This is a genomic window from Streptomyces sp. NPDC002144, from assembly GCF_053593695.1.
Genome location: NZ_JBSFDB010000028.1, coordinates 44,812 through 60,189, shown reverse-complemented (window position 1 = coordinate 60,189; position 15,378 = coordinate 44,812). Strand labels below are relative to the sequence as shown.

Annotated in this window: 10 protein-coding genes; 4 read left to right on the top strand and 6 right to left on the bottom strand. The window is 70.6% G+C overall.

What is annotated here, in order from left to right; all coding sequences use genetic code 11:
• The first annotated feature begins 62 nt into the window (after positions 1 to 62).
• The 3 genes from pulA (at position 63) to ACWCQ1_RS34355 (ending at position 7,516) form a co-directional block, all read left to right on the top strand.
• Positions 63 to 5,432 carry a pullulanase-type alpha-1,6-glucosidase gene (gene pulA / locus ACWCQ1_RS34365; RefSeq protein WP_451028142.1) on the top strand — a complete coding sequence of 1,790 codons (5,370 nt, stop codon included), beginning with the start codon at positions 63 to 65 and terminating at the stop codon, positions 5,430 to 5,432.
• A gap of 72 nt (positions 5,433 to 5,504) precedes the next feature.
• Positions 5,505 to 7,121: a SpoIIE family protein phosphatase gene (locus tag ACWCQ1_RS34360; protein WP_133042979.1), complete on the top strand. Its 1,617-nt coding sequence runs from the start codon at positions 5,505 to 5,507 to the stop codon at positions 7,119 to 7,121.
• Between the two features lie 35 nt (positions 7,122 to 7,156).
• On the top strand, positions 7,157 to 7,516 hold the full coding sequence (locus ACWCQ1_RS34355) for a tautomerase family protein (RefSeq protein WP_133042978.1): 360 nt from the start codon (positions 7,157 to 7,159) through the stop codon (positions 7,514 to 7,516).
• Between the two features lie 25 nt (positions 7,517 to 7,541).
• Here the strand turns inward: ACWCQ1_RS34355 and ACWCQ1_RS34350 are convergent, their stop codons facing one another.
• The 3 genes from ACWCQ1_RS34350 to ACWCQ1_RS34340 form a co-directional block, all read right to left on the bottom strand.
• Positions 7,542 to 8,231 (bottom strand): TetR/AcrR family transcriptional regulator, encoded by a 690-nt coding sequence (locus tag ACWCQ1_RS34350; protein WP_133042977.1) that lies wholly within the window; start codon positions 8,229 to 8,231, stop codon positions 7,542 to 7,544.
• A 137-nt stretch (positions 8,232 to 8,368) separates the two neighbouring features.
• Positions 8,369 to 10,291 (bottom strand): hypothetical protein, encoded by a 1,923-nt coding sequence (locus ACWCQ1_RS34345; RefSeq protein WP_451028141.1) that lies wholly within the window; start codon positions 10,289 to 10,291, stop codon positions 8,369 to 8,371.
• Between the two features lie 49 nt (positions 10,292 to 10,340).
• The gene (locus ACWCQ1_RS34340) at positions 10,341 to 10,850 is read right to left on the bottom strand and encodes a tetratricopeptide repeat protein (RefSeq protein ID WP_451028140.1); all 510 of its coding nucleotides are present in this window, start codon (positions 10,848 to 10,850) and stop codon (positions 10,341 to 10,343) included.
• Between the two features lie 159 nt (positions 10,851 to 11,009).
• Between ACWCQ1_RS34340 and ACWCQ1_RS34335 the strand changes: the two genes are divergently transcribed.
• A complete protein-coding gene (locus ACWCQ1_RS34335) occupies positions 11,010 to 11,429 on the top strand; it encodes a hypothetical protein (protein ID WP_133042974.1) in 420 nt (139 codons plus the stop codon).
• An 80-nt stretch (positions 11,430 to 11,509) separates the two neighbouring features.
• Here ACWCQ1_RS34335 and ACWCQ1_RS34330 read toward each other — a convergent pair whose 3' ends face one another.
• The 3 genes from ACWCQ1_RS34330 to ACWCQ1_RS34320 all read right to left on the bottom strand — a co-directional run bounded on the left by ACWCQ1_RS34330 (position 11,510) and on the right by ACWCQ1_RS34320 (position 15,159).
• Positions 11,510 to 13,066, bottom strand: coding sequence for a DUF1996 domain-containing protein (locus ACWCQ1_RS34330; protein WP_358607962.1), 1,557 nt, complete (start codon positions 13,064 to 13,066; stop codon positions 11,510 to 11,512).
• A 189-nt stretch (positions 13,067 to 13,255) separates the two neighbouring features.
• Positions 13,256 to 13,909: a response regulator transcription factor gene (locus ACWCQ1_RS34325; RefSeq protein ID WP_356771510.1), complete on the bottom strand. Its 654-nt coding sequence runs from the start codon at positions 13,907 to 13,909 to the stop codon at positions 13,256 to 13,258.
• Positions 13,894 to 15,159 (bottom strand): sensor histidine kinase, encoded by a 1,266-nt coding sequence (locus ACWCQ1_RS34320; protein WP_451028139.1) that lies wholly within the window; start codon positions 15,157 to 15,159, stop codon positions 13,894 to 13,896. The genes ACWCQ1_RS34325 and ACWCQ1_RS34320 overlap by 16 nt, the downstream gene beginning before the upstream one ends.
• Positions 15,160 to 15,378 lie beyond the last annotated feature (219 nt).

Here is a 15,378-nt window from a genome sequence, read left to right as displayed (position 1 = left end):
GCAGCGATACGGTCGCGCGGGGTCGGACCCACCAGAGCCGTCATCGCAAGGAGTTCCCGCCTGTGATACCGAGAGCGAGACGGGTCGCGGCCGTCACCGTCGTGGCCGTTGCCGCCGCCCTGATCCAGCCACTGGCCGCCCGGGCGGCCACCCCGCCCCCGCCGCCCTCCGACAGGAAGCTCGCCGCCGAGCCGGCCCGGCACGACGACACCCGCGAGCAGTTCTACTTCGTCATGCCGGACCGTTTCGCCAACGGTGACACCGGTAACGACAAGGGCGGTCTGACCGGGTCACGCCTGTCCACCGGCTACGACCCCACGGACAAGGGGTTCTACCAGGGCGGCGACCTCAAGGGCCTCACCCGGCGCCTCGACTACATCAAGGGCCTGGGCACCACCGCCATCTGGATGGCCCCGATCTTCAAGAACAGGCCGGTGCAGGGCACGGGAAGCAACGCCTCGGCCGGCTACCACGGCTACTGGATCACCGACTTCACCCAGGTCGACCCCCACTTCGGCACCAACAAGGACCTTCAGACCCTGATCTCCAAGGCGCACGCCAAGGGCATGAAGGTCTTCTTCGACGTCATCACCAACCACACCGCCGACGTCGTCGACTACGAGGAGAAGTCCTACGACTACCTCTCCAAGGGCGCCTTCCCCTATCTGACCAAGGACGGACGGCCCTTCGACGACACCGACTACGCGGACGGGAAGAAGGAGTTCCCGGCCGTCTCCAGTGACTCGTTCCCGCGTACGCCCACGGTCACCAGCCGGTCGAAGGTCCCGGCCTGGCTCAACGACCCGACGATGTACCACAACCGCGGCGACTCGACCTTCGCCGGGGAGTCCGCCACCTACGGCGACTTCTCGGGCCTGGACGACCTGTGGACCGAGCGGCCCGAGGTCGTCAGCGGGATGGAGAAGATCTACGAGCGGTGGGTGCGGGACTTCGCCATCGACGGGTTCCGGATCGACACCGTCAAGAACGTGAACATGGAGTTCTGGACCCAGTGGGCGACCGCACTGGACAAGTACGCGGCCGAGCACGGCCGTAAGGACTTCTTCATGTTCGGCGAGACCTACTCCGCCGACACCTCGGTCACCTCCCCGTACGTCACCCGGGGCCGCCTCGACGCCACCCTGGACTTCCCCTTCCAGGACGCGGCCCGCGCCTACGCCTCCCAGGGCGGCAGCGCGCAGAAACTCGCGGGCGTCTTCGCGGACGACTACAAGTACACGACCGACAAGGCCAACGCCTACGAGCAGGTCACCTTCCTCGGCAACCACGACATGGGCCGGATCGGGTACTTCCTGAAGCAGGACAACCCGAAGGCCACGGACGCCGAGATCCTCAAGAAGGACGAACTCGCCAACGAGGTCATGTTCCTCAGCCGGGGCAACCCGGTCGTCTACTACGGCGACGAACAGGGCTTCACCGGCTCCGGCGGCGACAAGGACGCCCGCCAGACCATGTTCGCCTCCAAGGTCGCCGACTACCTCGACGACGACGAGATCGGCACCGACCGCACCGCCGCGAGCGACTCCTACGACACGAGCGCACCGCTGTACCGGCAGATCAGCGCCCTCGGCAAGCTGCGCAAGGCCAACCCGGCCCTCGCCGACGGAGTGCAGACCGAGCGGTACGCGGCCGACGGCCCCGGCGTCTACGCCTTCTCGCGCACCGACGCCCGGACCGGCCAGGAGTACGTGGTCGCCCTGAACAACGCCGGCGAGGCGAGGTCGGCCACCTTCGCGACCGGTTCCGCCGGCATGAAGTTCCATGGCGTCTACGGCACTTCGGACGACGTCACCTCCGGCGCCGACCGGCAGGTCACCGTCACCGTCCCGGCCGGGTCGGCGATCGTCCTCAAGGCGGCCGGCAAGCTCGCCGAGCCGGCCGAGAAGCCCACCCTCACCCTCAAGGCCCCCGACGCCGGAGCCACCGGCACGGTGGAGCTGTCCGCCGACGTGACCGGCGGCGGGCTCAACCGGGTCGTCTTCGCCGCCCAGGTCGGCGACGGCGGCTGGCGGACGCTCGGCTCCGCCGACCACGCCCCGTACAAGGTCACCCAGACCATCGCCAAGGACGTCCCGGCCGGAACGCCCCTGCGCTACAAGGCGGTCGTCATCGACTCGGCCGGGCACACCGCGTCCGCCACGGCCGCGTCCACCACCGGCACCCCGCCCGCCCCGGAGGTCCCCACCGCCTCCTCACGCGACTACGCGATCGTCCACTACAAGCGCACCGACGGCGACTACGACAACTGGGGCCTGTACGCCTGGGGCGACCTCGCCGACGGCGAGTCCACGACCTGGCCCGCCGGCCACCCCTTCGTCGGCCGGGACGCCTACGGGGCCTTCGCCTACGTCAAGCTGAAGCCGGGCGCGTCGAGCGTCGGGTTCCTCGTCATCGACAAGAACGGCGACAAGGACGTCTCCGCCGACCGCTCCATCGACGTCACCAAGACCGGTGAGGTGTGGATCGAGCAGGGCAAGGAGACCGTGCGGACCACCCGGCCCGACTACCCGGCGCAGGACAAGGGCAAGGCGGTCATCCACTACCACCGCGCCGACGGGAACTACGACGGCTGGGGCCTGCACGTCTGGACCGGCGCCGCCAACCCCACCGACTGGTCGAGCCCGCTGAAGCCGGTCAGGACCGACGCCTACGGCGCCGTCTTCGAGGTGCCCCTCACCGACGGCGCCACCAGCCTGAGTTACATCATCCACAAGGGCGACGAGAAGGACCTGCCCGCCGACCAGTCCCTGGACCTCAAGGCGAACGGCTACGAGGTGTGGCTGCTGAACGGGCAGGAGAAGTACCTGCTGCCCCAGCCAGCCGGCTCGGCCGCCGCGCTCGACCTGACCACCTCCAAGGCCGTCTGGATCGACCGCGACACCGTCGCCTGGAACGGCTCCGACGCGGCCGTCTCCACCCAGCTGCTGTCCTCCCACGACGGCTCGATCGCCGTGAAGGACGGAACGCTCACGAGCGACGACGAGCGCTGGCTGCGGCTGGAGAGGACGACCCTCACCGACGCGCAGAAGGCCAGGTTCCCGTATCTGAGGGACTACACGGCCTGGTCCGTCGACCCGCGCGACCGCAGCCGGGTGCGCCAGGCCCTCGAAGGGCAGCTCGTCGCCTCCCAACGGGCCGCGAACGGGGCCGTGTTGGCGGCGACAGGCGTCCAGATCGCCGGCGTGCTCGACGACCTGTACCCGGGGGCGACCAAGGCGGAGCTGGGCCCGACGTTCTCCAAGGGCCGCCCCACCCTGTCCGTCTGGGCGCCCACCGCGCAGAGCGTGTCACTGGAGCTGGGCGGCTCCCTCAAGGCGATGCGCCGCGACGACTCCACCGGCGTCTGGTCCGTCACCGGCCCCGCCTCCTGGAAGGGCAAGGAGTACCGGTACGTGGTGAAGGTGTGGGCGCCCAGCGTCCGCAAGGTCGTCACCAACAAGGTCACCGACCCCTACTCGGTCGCCCTCACCGCGGACTCCGAGCGCAGTCTCGTGGTCGACCTGGACGACAAGTCCCTCGCCCCGAGCGGCTGGTCGGGCCTCGCCAAGCCCAAGTCCGTACCGCTGCGGGACGCCCAGATCCAGGAACTGCACGTCCGGGACTTCTCCGTCGCGGACAAGACCGTGCCGGCCAGGGACCAGGGCACGTACCTCGCCTTCACCGACAAGAACAGCGACGGATCGAGGCATCTGCGGGAGCTGGCCGGGTCCGGCACGTCCTACGTCCATCTGCTGCCCGCCTTCGACTTCGCCACCGTGCCGGAGAAGAAGGCCGACCGGGCGACACCCGACTGCGACCTCGCCTCCTACCCGGCCGACTCCGACCAGCAGCAGGCCTGCGTGGGGAAGACGGCCGCCAAGGACGCCTACAACTGGGGCTACGACCCCTACCACTTCACCGTCCCGGAGGGCTCGTACGCCACCGACCCCGACGGCACCGGGCGCACGGTCGAGTTCCGCGAGATGGTCAAGGCGCTCAACCAGGACGGGCTGCGGGTCGTCATGGACGTCGTCTACAACCACACCTCCGCCGCCGGTGAGGCCGACACCAGCGTGCTCGACCGGATCGTGCCGGGCTACTACCAGCGGCTGCTCGCCGACGGCTCGGTCGCCAACAGCACCTGCTGCGCCAACACCGCGCCCGAGAACGCCATGATGGGCAAGCTGGTCGTCGACTCGATCGTCACCTGGGCCAAGGAGTACAAGGTCGACGGCTTCCGCTTCGACCTCATGGGCCATCACCCCAAGGCCAACGTCCTGGCCGTCAGGAAGGCCCTCGACGCGCTCACCCTCAAGAAGGACGGCGTCGACGGCAAGAAGATCATCCTGTACGGCGAGGGCTGGAACTTCGGCGAGGTCGCCGACGACGCCCGCTTCGTGCAGGCCACCCAGAAGAACATGGCCGGCACCGGCATCGCCACCTTCTCCGACCGCGCCCGGGACGCCGTCCGCGGCGGCGGCCCCTTCGACTCCGACCCCGGCGTCCAGGGCTTCGCCTCCGGTCTCTACAGCGACCCCAACTCCTCGACCGCCAACGGCACCCCGGCCGAGCAGAAGGCCCGTCTGCTGCACTACCAGGACCTGATCAAGGTCGGTCTGTCCGGCAACCTCGCCACATACCGCTTCACCGACACCGACGGCAAGGAGGTCACCGGCGCCGAGGTCGACTACAACGGGCAGCCCGCCGGATACGCGGACGCGCCCGGCGACGCCCTCGCCTACACCGACGCCCACGACAACGAGTCCCTGTTCGACGCGCTGACGTACAAGCTGCCCTCGGGCACCTCCGCCGCCGACCGGGCCCGGATGCAGGTCCTGGCGATGGCGACGGCCACCCTCTCGCAGGGGCCGTCCCTGTCCCAGGCGGGCTCCGACCTGCTGCGCTCGAAGTCCCTCGACCGCAACTCCTTCGACAGCGGCGACTGGTTCAACGCGATCCACTGGAACTGCGCCGACGGCAACGGCTTCGGGCGGGGCCTGCCCATGGCGGCCGACAACCAGTCCAAGTGGCCCTACGCCAAACCCCTGTTGGGCACGGTGAAGGTGGGGTGCGAGCAGATCCAGGGCGCCTCGGCCGCCTACCGCGACCTGCTGAGGATCCGTACGGCGGACAGCGTGTTCTCGCTCGACACGGCCGGACAGGTGCAGTCGAAGCTGTCCTTCCCGCTGTCCGGGAAGGACGAGACACCCGGAGTGATCACCATGGAACTCGGTGATCTCGTCGTCGTGTTCAACGCGACGCCGACCCGGCAGGAGCAGCGCGTCCAGGACCTGACAGGAATCTCTTACCGCCTGCACCCTGTGCAGGCGGCAGGCGCGGACTTTATCGTCAAGTCGTCGTCGTACGAGCGGAAATCGGGCACGTTCGTCGTTCCGGGGCGCAGTGTGGCGGTGTTCTCCCGGACTGCCTGATATCGGCATTACCTTTGGTGGGACAGGCCCGTCACCCGGGTCTGTCCCACCGGTGCTGTCCAAGGGCTGGAGATGGACGTCAACGGCAAACTGACAGGCACGACCGTGCTGGTCGTGGACGACGTGGCCGCGAGCCGGTATGCCATGGGCACCGTGCTGCGGCGCGCCGGCCACGAGGTCGTCGCGGTCGCCAGCGGCTCCGAGGCGCTGGCCGAGATCGACGTACGGCTGCGCAAGGGCACCCTGCCCGACGTGGCCCTGGTCGACGTGCACCTGCCCGACATGAGCGGCTTCGAACTGTGCCGCCGGCTCAAGGACCGGCCGCACATGGCCGGGCTGCCGGTCGTGCACTTCTCGGCCCTGTCCGTGGCCCCCACCAACCGCTGCGAAGGCCTGGACGCGGGCGCCGAGGCGTATCTGACGGTGCCCGCGGAGCCCGAGGAGATCGAGGCGGTGGTGCGCTCCGCGGTCCGCGCGGCCCGGCTGCGCGCCGACGACCAGGCGCTGGTACGGCGGCTGCAGCTGCTGTCGGAGACGATCGTGACCATCCAGGCGGCCCGCTCCCTGCGGGAACTCGCCGAGGTGGCCGCCGACGGTGCCGCGCGGTTGATCGGCTGCCCGGCCGCGGTGTTCGTGCTCGACCAGGACGACGAGCTCTACCGGGGCCTGTCCCGGGACCGCACCGCGCTCGCCCTGCCCGACGAGGGCGCCCACCGGGCCGTGGCGAGCCTGCTGCGCCGGCTGACCCGGGGACAGGCGGGCGTGCAGATCACCACCGTGCCCGCCCCGTTGTGGCCCACCGGGTTCTTCCGGCCCGGCGTGCAGCACGACGCCCGTCTCGCGCTGGTGCTCACCCAGGACGGCAAGGCGCCGGTGTGTCTGGCCACGCCCACCCGTGGGCTGCGCCGGGTCAGCCCCGAGGGCGAGGCACTGCTGGCCCAGCTCGCCCAGGCCACCGCGCTGGCCGCCGAACCGCTGCTGATGTACCAGGTGGAGCGGCATGTCGCGCTCACCCTCCAGCACAGCTTCCTGCCGCAGCGGCTGCCCGAGCTGCCGGGCGTGGACCTCGCGGTCCGCTATGTGCCGGCGTCCAGCGACACCGAGATCGGCGGCGACTTCTACGCCGCGCTGCGGGTCGACGAGGGCGTCCTCACCGCCGTCGGGGACGTCGTGGGGCACTCGCTGGACGCGGCGACCGTCATGGTCGAGCTGCGGCACGCGCTGCGCGCCTACTGCGTCGACGAGAGCGACCCCGCCGTGCTCGCCGAGCGGCTCGACCGGGTGCTCCAGCGCTACCACGCCGAGGTCACCGCCACCGTGTGCCTGGCGCTGATCGACCCGGCCAGCGGGCGGGCCCGGATCGCCAACGCCGGGCATGTGCCGCCGCTGATCCTCGGGGCGGGCGGCAGCGCCGAGTACGTCAAGGCGTCCGGTCCGCTGCTCGGTGTGGGGCTGCCCCATCCGCCGCCCACCGAGCTGCTCCTGGAGCCCACCGACCGGCTCCTGATGATCACCGACGGTCTGATCGAGACCCGCGGCACCGACCTCACCGACTCCATGGAGCACCTGCGCGCGGCCGCCGTGGGCGCCCTGCCCGGCCTGGACGCCCTGTGCGACACCCTGCTGGCCTCCTTCGGCCACGACCGCGAGGACGACATCGCCATGCTCGCCCTCCAGCTGAGGAACTAGGGTGAGCCGGTAGCCGCCGTAGAACAGGAGTGCCCATGCCGCAGATCACCGTCGACCACTCGAAAGCGATCTCGTTCGACCGGGAGGGCTTCGCGCTGGACCTGCATCACGCGCTCGTGGAGATCGCCGCCGCCAAGCCCGAGGCGTGCAAGACGCAGTTCCGGGCGTCCCAGGTCACCGCGTTCGGCTACGAGGACCCCTCCGACCTCGGTCACGGCGTCGTGCACGTCACCATCGGGCTGCTCGCCGGCCGCACCGACGAGACCAAGGTGCGGCTGACCGAGGCCGTGCTGGAGCTGCTGAAGAAGCACGTCGAGGACGACGGCCACGTCACCCTGCACGCCTCCGCCGAGGTCCGCGACCTCGATCCCTCCTACCGCAAGTTCGAGCGCTGAGGCCCGGCCCGGACCCGGGCCCTCCTCAGGACGCCAGGGCGAGCAGCCGGGCGACCAGGTCCGCGAAGGGCCCGTCGGCCGGCTCGTCCTGGACCATCTTGCGCAGCAGCGCGCCCATCTCGTCGTCGTAGGCGGCGCTCACCGCGGCCAGCGCGGCGAAGTCGTGCACCAGCTGCGCCTCCAGCTCGGCGCGCGGGATGCGCCGGCCGTCCAGCCAGATCAGCGCGGTCGACTCGGCCAGCGAGATCCAGGAGCGGACGACCAGTTCCAGCCGCGCGGGCGGGTCCTCCACGCCCAGATGCGAAAGGATCTGGTCATACGCGGCCTGCCGTACGGCGTCGATGAGCGCGTTCGTGTTGGAGGAGCCGACCGCCGGGCCGCCGCGCATCAACGCCGAGAAACCGGGCCCGTGTTCGTCCACGAAGTCGAAGAACCGGTGCATCGCACGCAGCAGCCGTGCCCCCAGCGGACCTTGGTGCGGCTCCCTGAACCGGCCTGCCAGATCGTCCGCCGCCCGCCTCAACGCGGCCTCGTACAGGCTGAGTTTGCCGGGGAAGTAGTGGTAGACCAGCGGCCGGGAGATGCCCGCGGCGGCTGCTATCTCGTCGATGGAGACGTCGTCGGGAGATCTTTGGCTGAACAGTTCGAGGGCGACGCCGATCAACTGCTGCCGCCGCTCCTCGACTCCCATTCTGCGGCGTACTCCGGTGGTCATACGAACACCTTACCGATCGGATCCGGCCCCGAACGGACCGGACCGAGCAACGGTGTTCACATCTGCGCGGCGGTGTGGGCCGGTGGCGAGAGCACCTTCGGACGCGAACACCGTTGGTGCTGATGGGTGTTGACCGGTCAGCCGAGCCCGCTCAGCACCCGTCCGTCCGTCAGGGTCGCCTTCAGCTCGGCCTGCGCGCCCGGACGGGCCCGCACGACCAGCGACCTCCCCTGGGCCGAACCCGTGATCCCGCCGGACGCGCCGATCGACGCCGTGCCCTCGCTGCCCGCCGCCAGCAGATACCAGTGTCCCGCCTCCGACTTCCACAGCACCCCGGCGAGCACATGCGGATCCTTCGTCCCGCACGCCGGCGAGTTCTCGGCCTTAGCCGCGACCGCCCCGTACGTCCCGCCCGGCGTGCGGAACTGGGCCAGCACACGCGGGCCGGCGCCGCTCCACGTCTCGGCCCGGGTGCACACCCAGTCCGCCGAACCACTCGCCTCGGGCAGCGCCTGGGCGGCATACGTCCAGGCGTTGACACCGCGCACCCCCGCCGACCGCATCGCCGACAGCGAGCAGGCGTACGGCGCCCAGGCGCGCAGCCCCTCGGCCCCAACGGCGTCACGACTCGCGCCGGGCCGCCCGGTGGTGAGGCGGGCCGGAACCAGTTCCCCGAGGTCGGTCAGCAGATGCGTGCCTGTGTCGTCGGTCAGCTGCAGCACGTTCCACGAGGTGCAGGTGCCGGTCTGCTGGGCGGCACTGGCCAGGGGTGAGGTGATGCCCCCGGTGAGGCCGAGGTCCATCGCGCCGGCGCCCGGCTTGAGCAGGTCCCGCTCGGCGGCCCGGGTCACCCAGGGCGCCGTCAGGTAGCGGACGTTGCCGTCGGCGCGGCCCAGCACCAGCGCGCTCGACTCGGTCCGGTCCGCTCCGTCGGCCCGCGCGAAGTCGAGGGCGGCGCCCTTGGTGCCGTCCTTCGGCTCGGCGTAACGGGCGATGCGCAGCCCGTCGTACAGGATCACCACCCGCGCGCTGTCGACGTTGCCCGCGTACAGCAGCTGCGGCGGGCCGGCGGGGCCGCCGGAGGGGGTGTCGGGCGTCGCGGAGACCTGGACGTGCTCGCTGGGGCGGGCCCAGACGGCGAGGGCACGGCGCAGCAGCGGCTTGTCGCCGGCGAGGTCGCCGCGGGCCGGCCAGACGGAGAAGTCCGTGCGGGTCGAGGACTGCCAGGCGGTGGGCGGGACGCGGAGGAGCTTGGCCGGGTCCAGGGCGGCCTCGGCGGCCGGGTTCTGCGCGTAGGCGGGAGCGGCAGCGCCGTCGGGGCCCCAGCCGCCGCCGGGCAGGGCGAGCAGCGCCCCGCACACCGCGAGGGCCGCGGCGGCTGCGAGCGCGGCCCGGGTGTGCTGCCGGCGCCGCATCAGGTCGGTGGGCCGGGCGTGCAGCGAACAGGGGTCGAACTCGGGGGAGTCCAGGTGGGGATGGTGTGCCGCCGGGATCTCCTCGGCCTCGTTCAGCGCCTCGTCCACGTCCGCGCAGCCGGCCGCCGTGAGGATCGCGCGGACGTCGCCGTCGGGGAGCCGCTCCAGGCCGCGCAGGACATAGGCGGCGCGGCCCGGGCCGGACAGCGTCGACAGCCGCTGGTCCAGGGCGAGTTCGTCGGCGCCGCCCGAGCGGGGGAACAGGCGCAGGCCCCACACCTGGGGGAGCAGTGGCGGCAGCTGGGAGCGTCTCGGCCACGCGGTGAACCTGAACGGGAGGCCCGCCTCCAGCGCGGTGCGCAGCACCTGGAGCCGGACGAAGGCGTAGCCCGGGTCGCCGTCCCGGCCCTTGGACTGGGCCGGGATCACGGGTGCCGAGGCCTTGCCCCTGGGCAGGGCGCGCTGGACCAGCGCATGGGCGGTCACCACGCGCCGGTTGCGGCCCAGGCTCGGCGGCAGCACCAGGTAGGCGAGCCGGACCAGCCGGGGGTAGTGCTCGACGAGCGCGGCCTCGGCCTGCTCGACGTCGACGACCGGTTCTGCGGAGGAGGGTGCGGGGTGCGGGGCGACATCCTGTGACTGCACGTTCAGCAGAACGAGCGAATCGTCGGATGGTCACCGCCACCCGGGGGACTCACTCCCCGGGTTCGACCAGCAGCCGCGCGTAGTTGGCCATCGAGCGCCGGTAACGCGGCAGATGGGGGGCGAGAGCGCCCAGCACGAGGGAGAGGCCCTCACGGTCCCGGCCGAGGCTGGACAGGCACAGCGCCAGACACGCTCGTACCGCGTCGTCCAACTCGTCCGACCGGGCGTCGAGTTCGGGGGTCAGCAGCTTGACGCCCTCCTCGGCCTGTCCGATGTTGCGCAGCGAACTGGACAGCTGGATCTTGGCCCGCCTGCCCTTGTAACCGCTGGCCTCGCTCAGCCCCCGGTCCAGCGCCTCCCGGTACAGCGGCACGGCCTTGTCCGAGTGGCCGGTCGAGTCCCAGGCGCAGGCCCGCTCGAAGAGCCCCAGCGGGTTGTCCTCGGGCAGCTCGGCGGCGAGCGCGTCGATCACGGCCCGGAAGTCCCCGGCGTCCTCCTCCGCGTAGTCGTCGAAGGTGGCCCAAGCGGCGGTCACACGATCTTCCCAGTCCTGATTCACGGACCGTACTTTCGCACACCCGTACCCTGACTCCCACCCGATTTGAGCGCCCCGAGCCTCACAGCCGTATGGAAGGGAACGGGCTCTTGGGCCCGGCCGGCACATTTCCGTCTGCCGCCCGGGCCCAGGCCCAGATGGCAGAGCGACCCGGAGGAACAGATGAGGTTGACCCGACCGATGCTCGCCGTGGCCGGTGCCGCGGCCGCCCTGGCGCTGACGGGCTGCGGATCCGGAGACAGTGACGCGGCCGCGAAGGTGCCGGTCACCGCAACCGGCAGCCTGGAGAGCCTGGCCGCCAAGGCGAAGTGCAAGCCGGACATGCAGATCGACTCCGACGAGGTCCGCCAGGCCATCTGCAAGACCTCCGACGGCAAGTACATCTTCGCCACCTTCGCCACCGACCGCGGCCAGCGCGAGTGGATCAACGACGCGAAGGACTACGGCGGTTTCTACCTGGTGGGCCGCAAGTGGGTCGCCGTCGGCGAGGACAAGGTCGTCAAGGCGCTGCAGACCACGCTCGGCGGCGAGGAGGAGATCGGCACCGACCATAGCCAGCACGGCGGCAGCCACAGCGGCTGAACCCCTGTTGCACACACCGGAAGGCCGGTGGCGGGAGATCCCGCCACCGGCCTTCTTCGGTCGGTCACACGCTCAGTGGGTCACTGGCACTGCCGGCCCTGGTTGATGCAGTTGGCGATGGTGTTCGCCAGGTTGTTCTTGAAGACCGCGATGAAGTCGTCGTGGTCCGTGGCCGCCTTGTGCAGCTGGTCCGGGAAGCCGTCCACCGCGTAGGCGTTCTTCACCTGGCCGTTCTGCAGGACCGGCGGGTTGATCTTGTACACCAGGCGCATCGTCAGCTGCGGGATCGCCTTGAAGCCGTTCTGGCAGTTGCCGTTGGCGTCGGCGAACGCGACGTGCGTCCGGTGGTTGGCGCTGTCGATGTTCTTGCCGTCCCAGCAGGACTGGAAGGCGAACGTGCGGACCACGTTGCTGCCCTGCGGGCAGATCGGGTACTGCGTCGTCAGCTGGACCTTGTTCTCGAAGCCGGTGCAGGACCAGTGCGCGTTGGCGTTCGCCAGACCGTTGGTGGTGGTCTTGGCGTCACCGGTGATGATGCGCAGGAACTGCGGCATCGCGGTGACCTTGCTGGTGGGCGAGCCGACGTACTTGATCTGCGCCTGGACCGGCGTCAGGATCTTGCCGACGTTGCCCTCCTTGCCACCGCCGTCCCGGTTCTGGTCGAAGTCCTGCGTACCGTCCTGGATACGCACGACCGGCCAGTAGTAGGCCGACAGGTCGGCCTTGTTCTGGCAGCTGGTCTGGTCCGCGATCAGCGTGTTGTTGTTCGCGAACGCGTCGACCTTCTGGTTGCCGACGTAGTCGTGCAGGTGGTGCGCGCCGTTGGTCACGCCGGGCGCCACGATGACGTTGTCGGTGTTGTGGTTCTTGTTCGCGTTGACACCGCACCGGGTGACGAAGGTGCCCCGCGAGGCGTTGCCGTTGGCACGCGGCTTGGCGGCGACGTTCGGCTGGACCTTCGTGATGTCCACGAAGTCGGCCGCGACAGGACCGTTGCCGGCCTGACCGCCGATGTTCTGGGCACCGCCGGCACTGGCGCTCGGAGCGGCCGAGGCCTGCCCGTTGCCCTGCTGCTGGCCGCCGTTGTTCTGGCCGCCGTTCTGCTGCTGACCACCGTTGTTCTGCTGCCCGCCGTTGTTGCCCTGGCCGGCCGTGGTCTGGTTGGTGGTCATCGTCGTGCAGGCGGCGAGGGCCTGGAGCCCGGCCGCGTCGACCTGGCCGCCGACACGCTGGATGTCGATGCGGATCCGGTCGAGGGTCGCCGCCCGCTTCTCCTTGAGGGGGCCGACGATCGCGTTCTGCACGAAGCTGGCGTCCTGCGTCTGCGCCTGACGCGTGGAGGCGAGCCGGGCGTAGGCCTCGGTGATCTGCTTGTCGAGGTTCGCCAGCTCCGTCGCCACGCCCTGCTGGGCCTTGGCCGGCACGTTCGTCAGCTTCTGGCCGACGTCCGGGCAGGCGATGGTCGCCACCGTCGCGGCGGCGGCCTTGGTCTGGTTCTGCCCCGAGTTGTTCGACTCGTGCGCCGAGGCGTAGAAGTTCGCCCAGATCAGCCCGCCCCCACCGAGCGCTAGGGCCGCCGATGCGGCTATGGCCTTGGTGGCCAGCGGCGTACGGCGTTTTCGATTGTTGCGTCCCATGGAACTCCTCTGACTTCCTTGCGGGCTTGGCGGGGCATCGAGGCGCCCGACAGGAGTGAAGCGGCGCCCATTGATACGGGCGCCGCCTCAGGGGTGTTCAGCCACCCCACAAACAAATCAGAGGTTTACCAGTCCTTGGTGTCCCAACCACCGCCTGAGCAGCAGAAGTTACAGAAAATCGCCGGTTGCTCACCGGCCCTGGTCCAGATAGGCGAGGACGGCCAGAACGCGACGATTGTCGTCGTCCGACACCTCCAGGTCCAGTTTGGCGAAGATGTTGGAGGTGTGCTTGGCGATCGCCCGTTCTGTCACCACCAGCTGCCCGGCGATCGCCGCGTTGGAGCGTCCCTGTGCCATCAGCTCCAGCACCTCCAGCTCACGGGGGGTCAGCCGGGCCAGCGGCCGGTCGTCGGCGGCCCGCCGGGACAGCAGCTGCTGGATCACCTGCGGATCCATCGCCGTACCGCCCGCCGCCACCCTGCGTACGGCGTCCACGAACTGCTCCGCGTCGAACACCCGGTCCTTGAGCAGATATCCCACCCCGCCGCTGCCGTCCGCCAGCAGCTCACGCGCGTACAGCTGCTCCACGTGCTGCGAGAGCACCAGCACCGGCAGCCCGGGCCTGCTCCGGCGCGCCTGGAGCGCGCACTGCAGCCCCTCGTCGGTATGGGTCGGCGGCAGCCGTACGTCGACCACGGCGACGTCCGGCTCCAGCTCGGCCAGCGCGCGGGTGAGCTCGGGGCCGGACTCGACGGCGGCGGCGATCTCGAAGTCGTGGGCCTCCAGGAGACGGACGAGTCCGTCCCGCAGCAGGAAGAGGTCTTCGGCTAGGACAACGCGCAAGGGATCTCCATGGTGACCATGGTGGGACCGCCGGCGGGAGAACTGACGGCCAGGACGCCGTCGAATGTACCCAGCCGCCGTTCCACCCCGGCCAGCCCCGAACCGGCCCCGATCACCGCACCGCCCTTGCCGTTGTCCGTGACGGTCACCCGCAGCCGCTCGTCCTCGTGGTGCAGGTCGACCCAGATCCGGTCCGCGCCGGAGTGCTTGACCGCGTTGGTGAGGACCTCGCTGACCGCGAAGTAGGCGGCGGCCTCCACCGGCGCCCCGGCGCGCCCGCCCAACTCGACGTTCACCTCCGTGGGGACGGGCAGCCGCAGCGCCAACGCCCGTACGGCGTCACCCAGTCCGCGCTCGGCGAGCACCGGCGGATGGATGCCGCGCACCAGCTCCCTGAGCTCGGCCAGCGCGTCCACCGAGGACTGGCGGGCCTGGGCGAGCAACTGCTTCGCCTTCGCGGGATCCTTGTCCAGGAGCGTCTCGATCGTGCCCAGATCCATCCCCATCGCCACCAGCCGCGCCTGCGCCCCGTCGTGCAGGTCCCGCTCGATGCGGCGCAGTTCGGCCGCCGAGGAGTCCACGGCGTCCCTGCGCGTCTCGGTCAGCACCCGCACCCGCTCGGCCAGCTCACGCTGACTTGCGCCCAGTACGGAACGGGTGAGCCGGAAGTGGGCGGTCACCAGTCGCGGAGCGAGGGGAGTGAGGGCGAGCAGCACGAGGGCCAGCGCGCCGGCGCCGAACGCGGAGGACTGGTCGGTGACATGGACGAACCCGTACCAGTACCCGCCCCACTGGGAGAGGGGCCGCCACAGCCCGGCCGCGACCGCGATCCCCTCCAGGGGGTAGAGGAACAGCACCACCGGCAGCACCGCGGTGACGTACCCCGCCGTCATGTCCACCTGCAGCCACCGCAGATCGCGCCAGACGGCCGGGTCGCGCAGCAGCGTGTACGTCCGCGTCCAGGGCCTGCCCTCGGGGACCGGCTGGTACGCCGATGGGATCATCACCCCGCACCACTCGGCCGCCACCCTGCGCCGCCAGTCCGCGAACGCCCGCACCCGGCCCAGCACCCACGGGGTCGTGACCAGCCCGATCCCGACCGGAACGAGCGTGATGGACACGAGCGCGAGGGTGAATCCCAGCACCGCCCCCGGAAGACTCACCAGAGCCAGCACGAACCCCCGCCCCGCCGCGACGACGACGTCCCGGGCCCTCATGGAAAGAGAGCCGCTTTTCGTGTTGGTGTTCATGACAGCAGTCTCGCTGGCCGGTGCGCAGGGGTCACGGGGCCAGGCCCCCCGCTCACGGGGTGGTGCCAGATACACCCCGGGCCCGGGATCGGGTCATTGCGCGTCGGGCTCGGGATCGGGTTACTGCGCGTCGGGCTTGGGATCGGGTTACTGCGCGTCGGGCTTGGGATCGGGTTACTGCGCGTCGGGCGCGAGGTCCGGTCACTGCCCGCCGGGCCC

Excerpts from the sequence above, each read along its gene's own strand:
- ACWCQ1_RS34360 (WP_133042979.1), top strand. The coding sequence starts at position 5,505 with ATGGACGTCAACGGCAAACTGACAGGCACGACCGTGCTGGTCGTGGAC.
- ACWCQ1_RS34355 (WP_133042978.1), top strand. The coding sequence starts at position 7,157 with ATGCCGCAGATCACCGTCGACCACTCGAAAGCGATCTCGTTCGACCGG.
- ACWCQ1_RS34350 (WP_133042977.1), bottom strand. The coding sequence starts at position 8,231 with ATGACCACCGGAGTACGCCGCAGAATGGGAGTCGAGGAGCGGCGGCAG.
- ACWCQ1_RS34335 (WP_133042974.1), top strand. The coding sequence starts at position 11,010 with ATGAGGTTGACCCGACCGATGCTCGCCGTGGCCGGTGCCGCGGCCGCC.
- ACWCQ1_RS34330 (WP_358607962.1), bottom strand. The coding sequence starts at position 13,066 with ATGGGACGCAACAATCGAAAACGCCGTACGCCGCTGGCCACCAAGGCC.
- ACWCQ1_RS34320 (WP_451028139.1), bottom strand. The coding sequence starts at position 15,159 with ATGAACACCAACACGAAAAGCGGCTCTCTTTCCATGAGGGCCCGGGAC.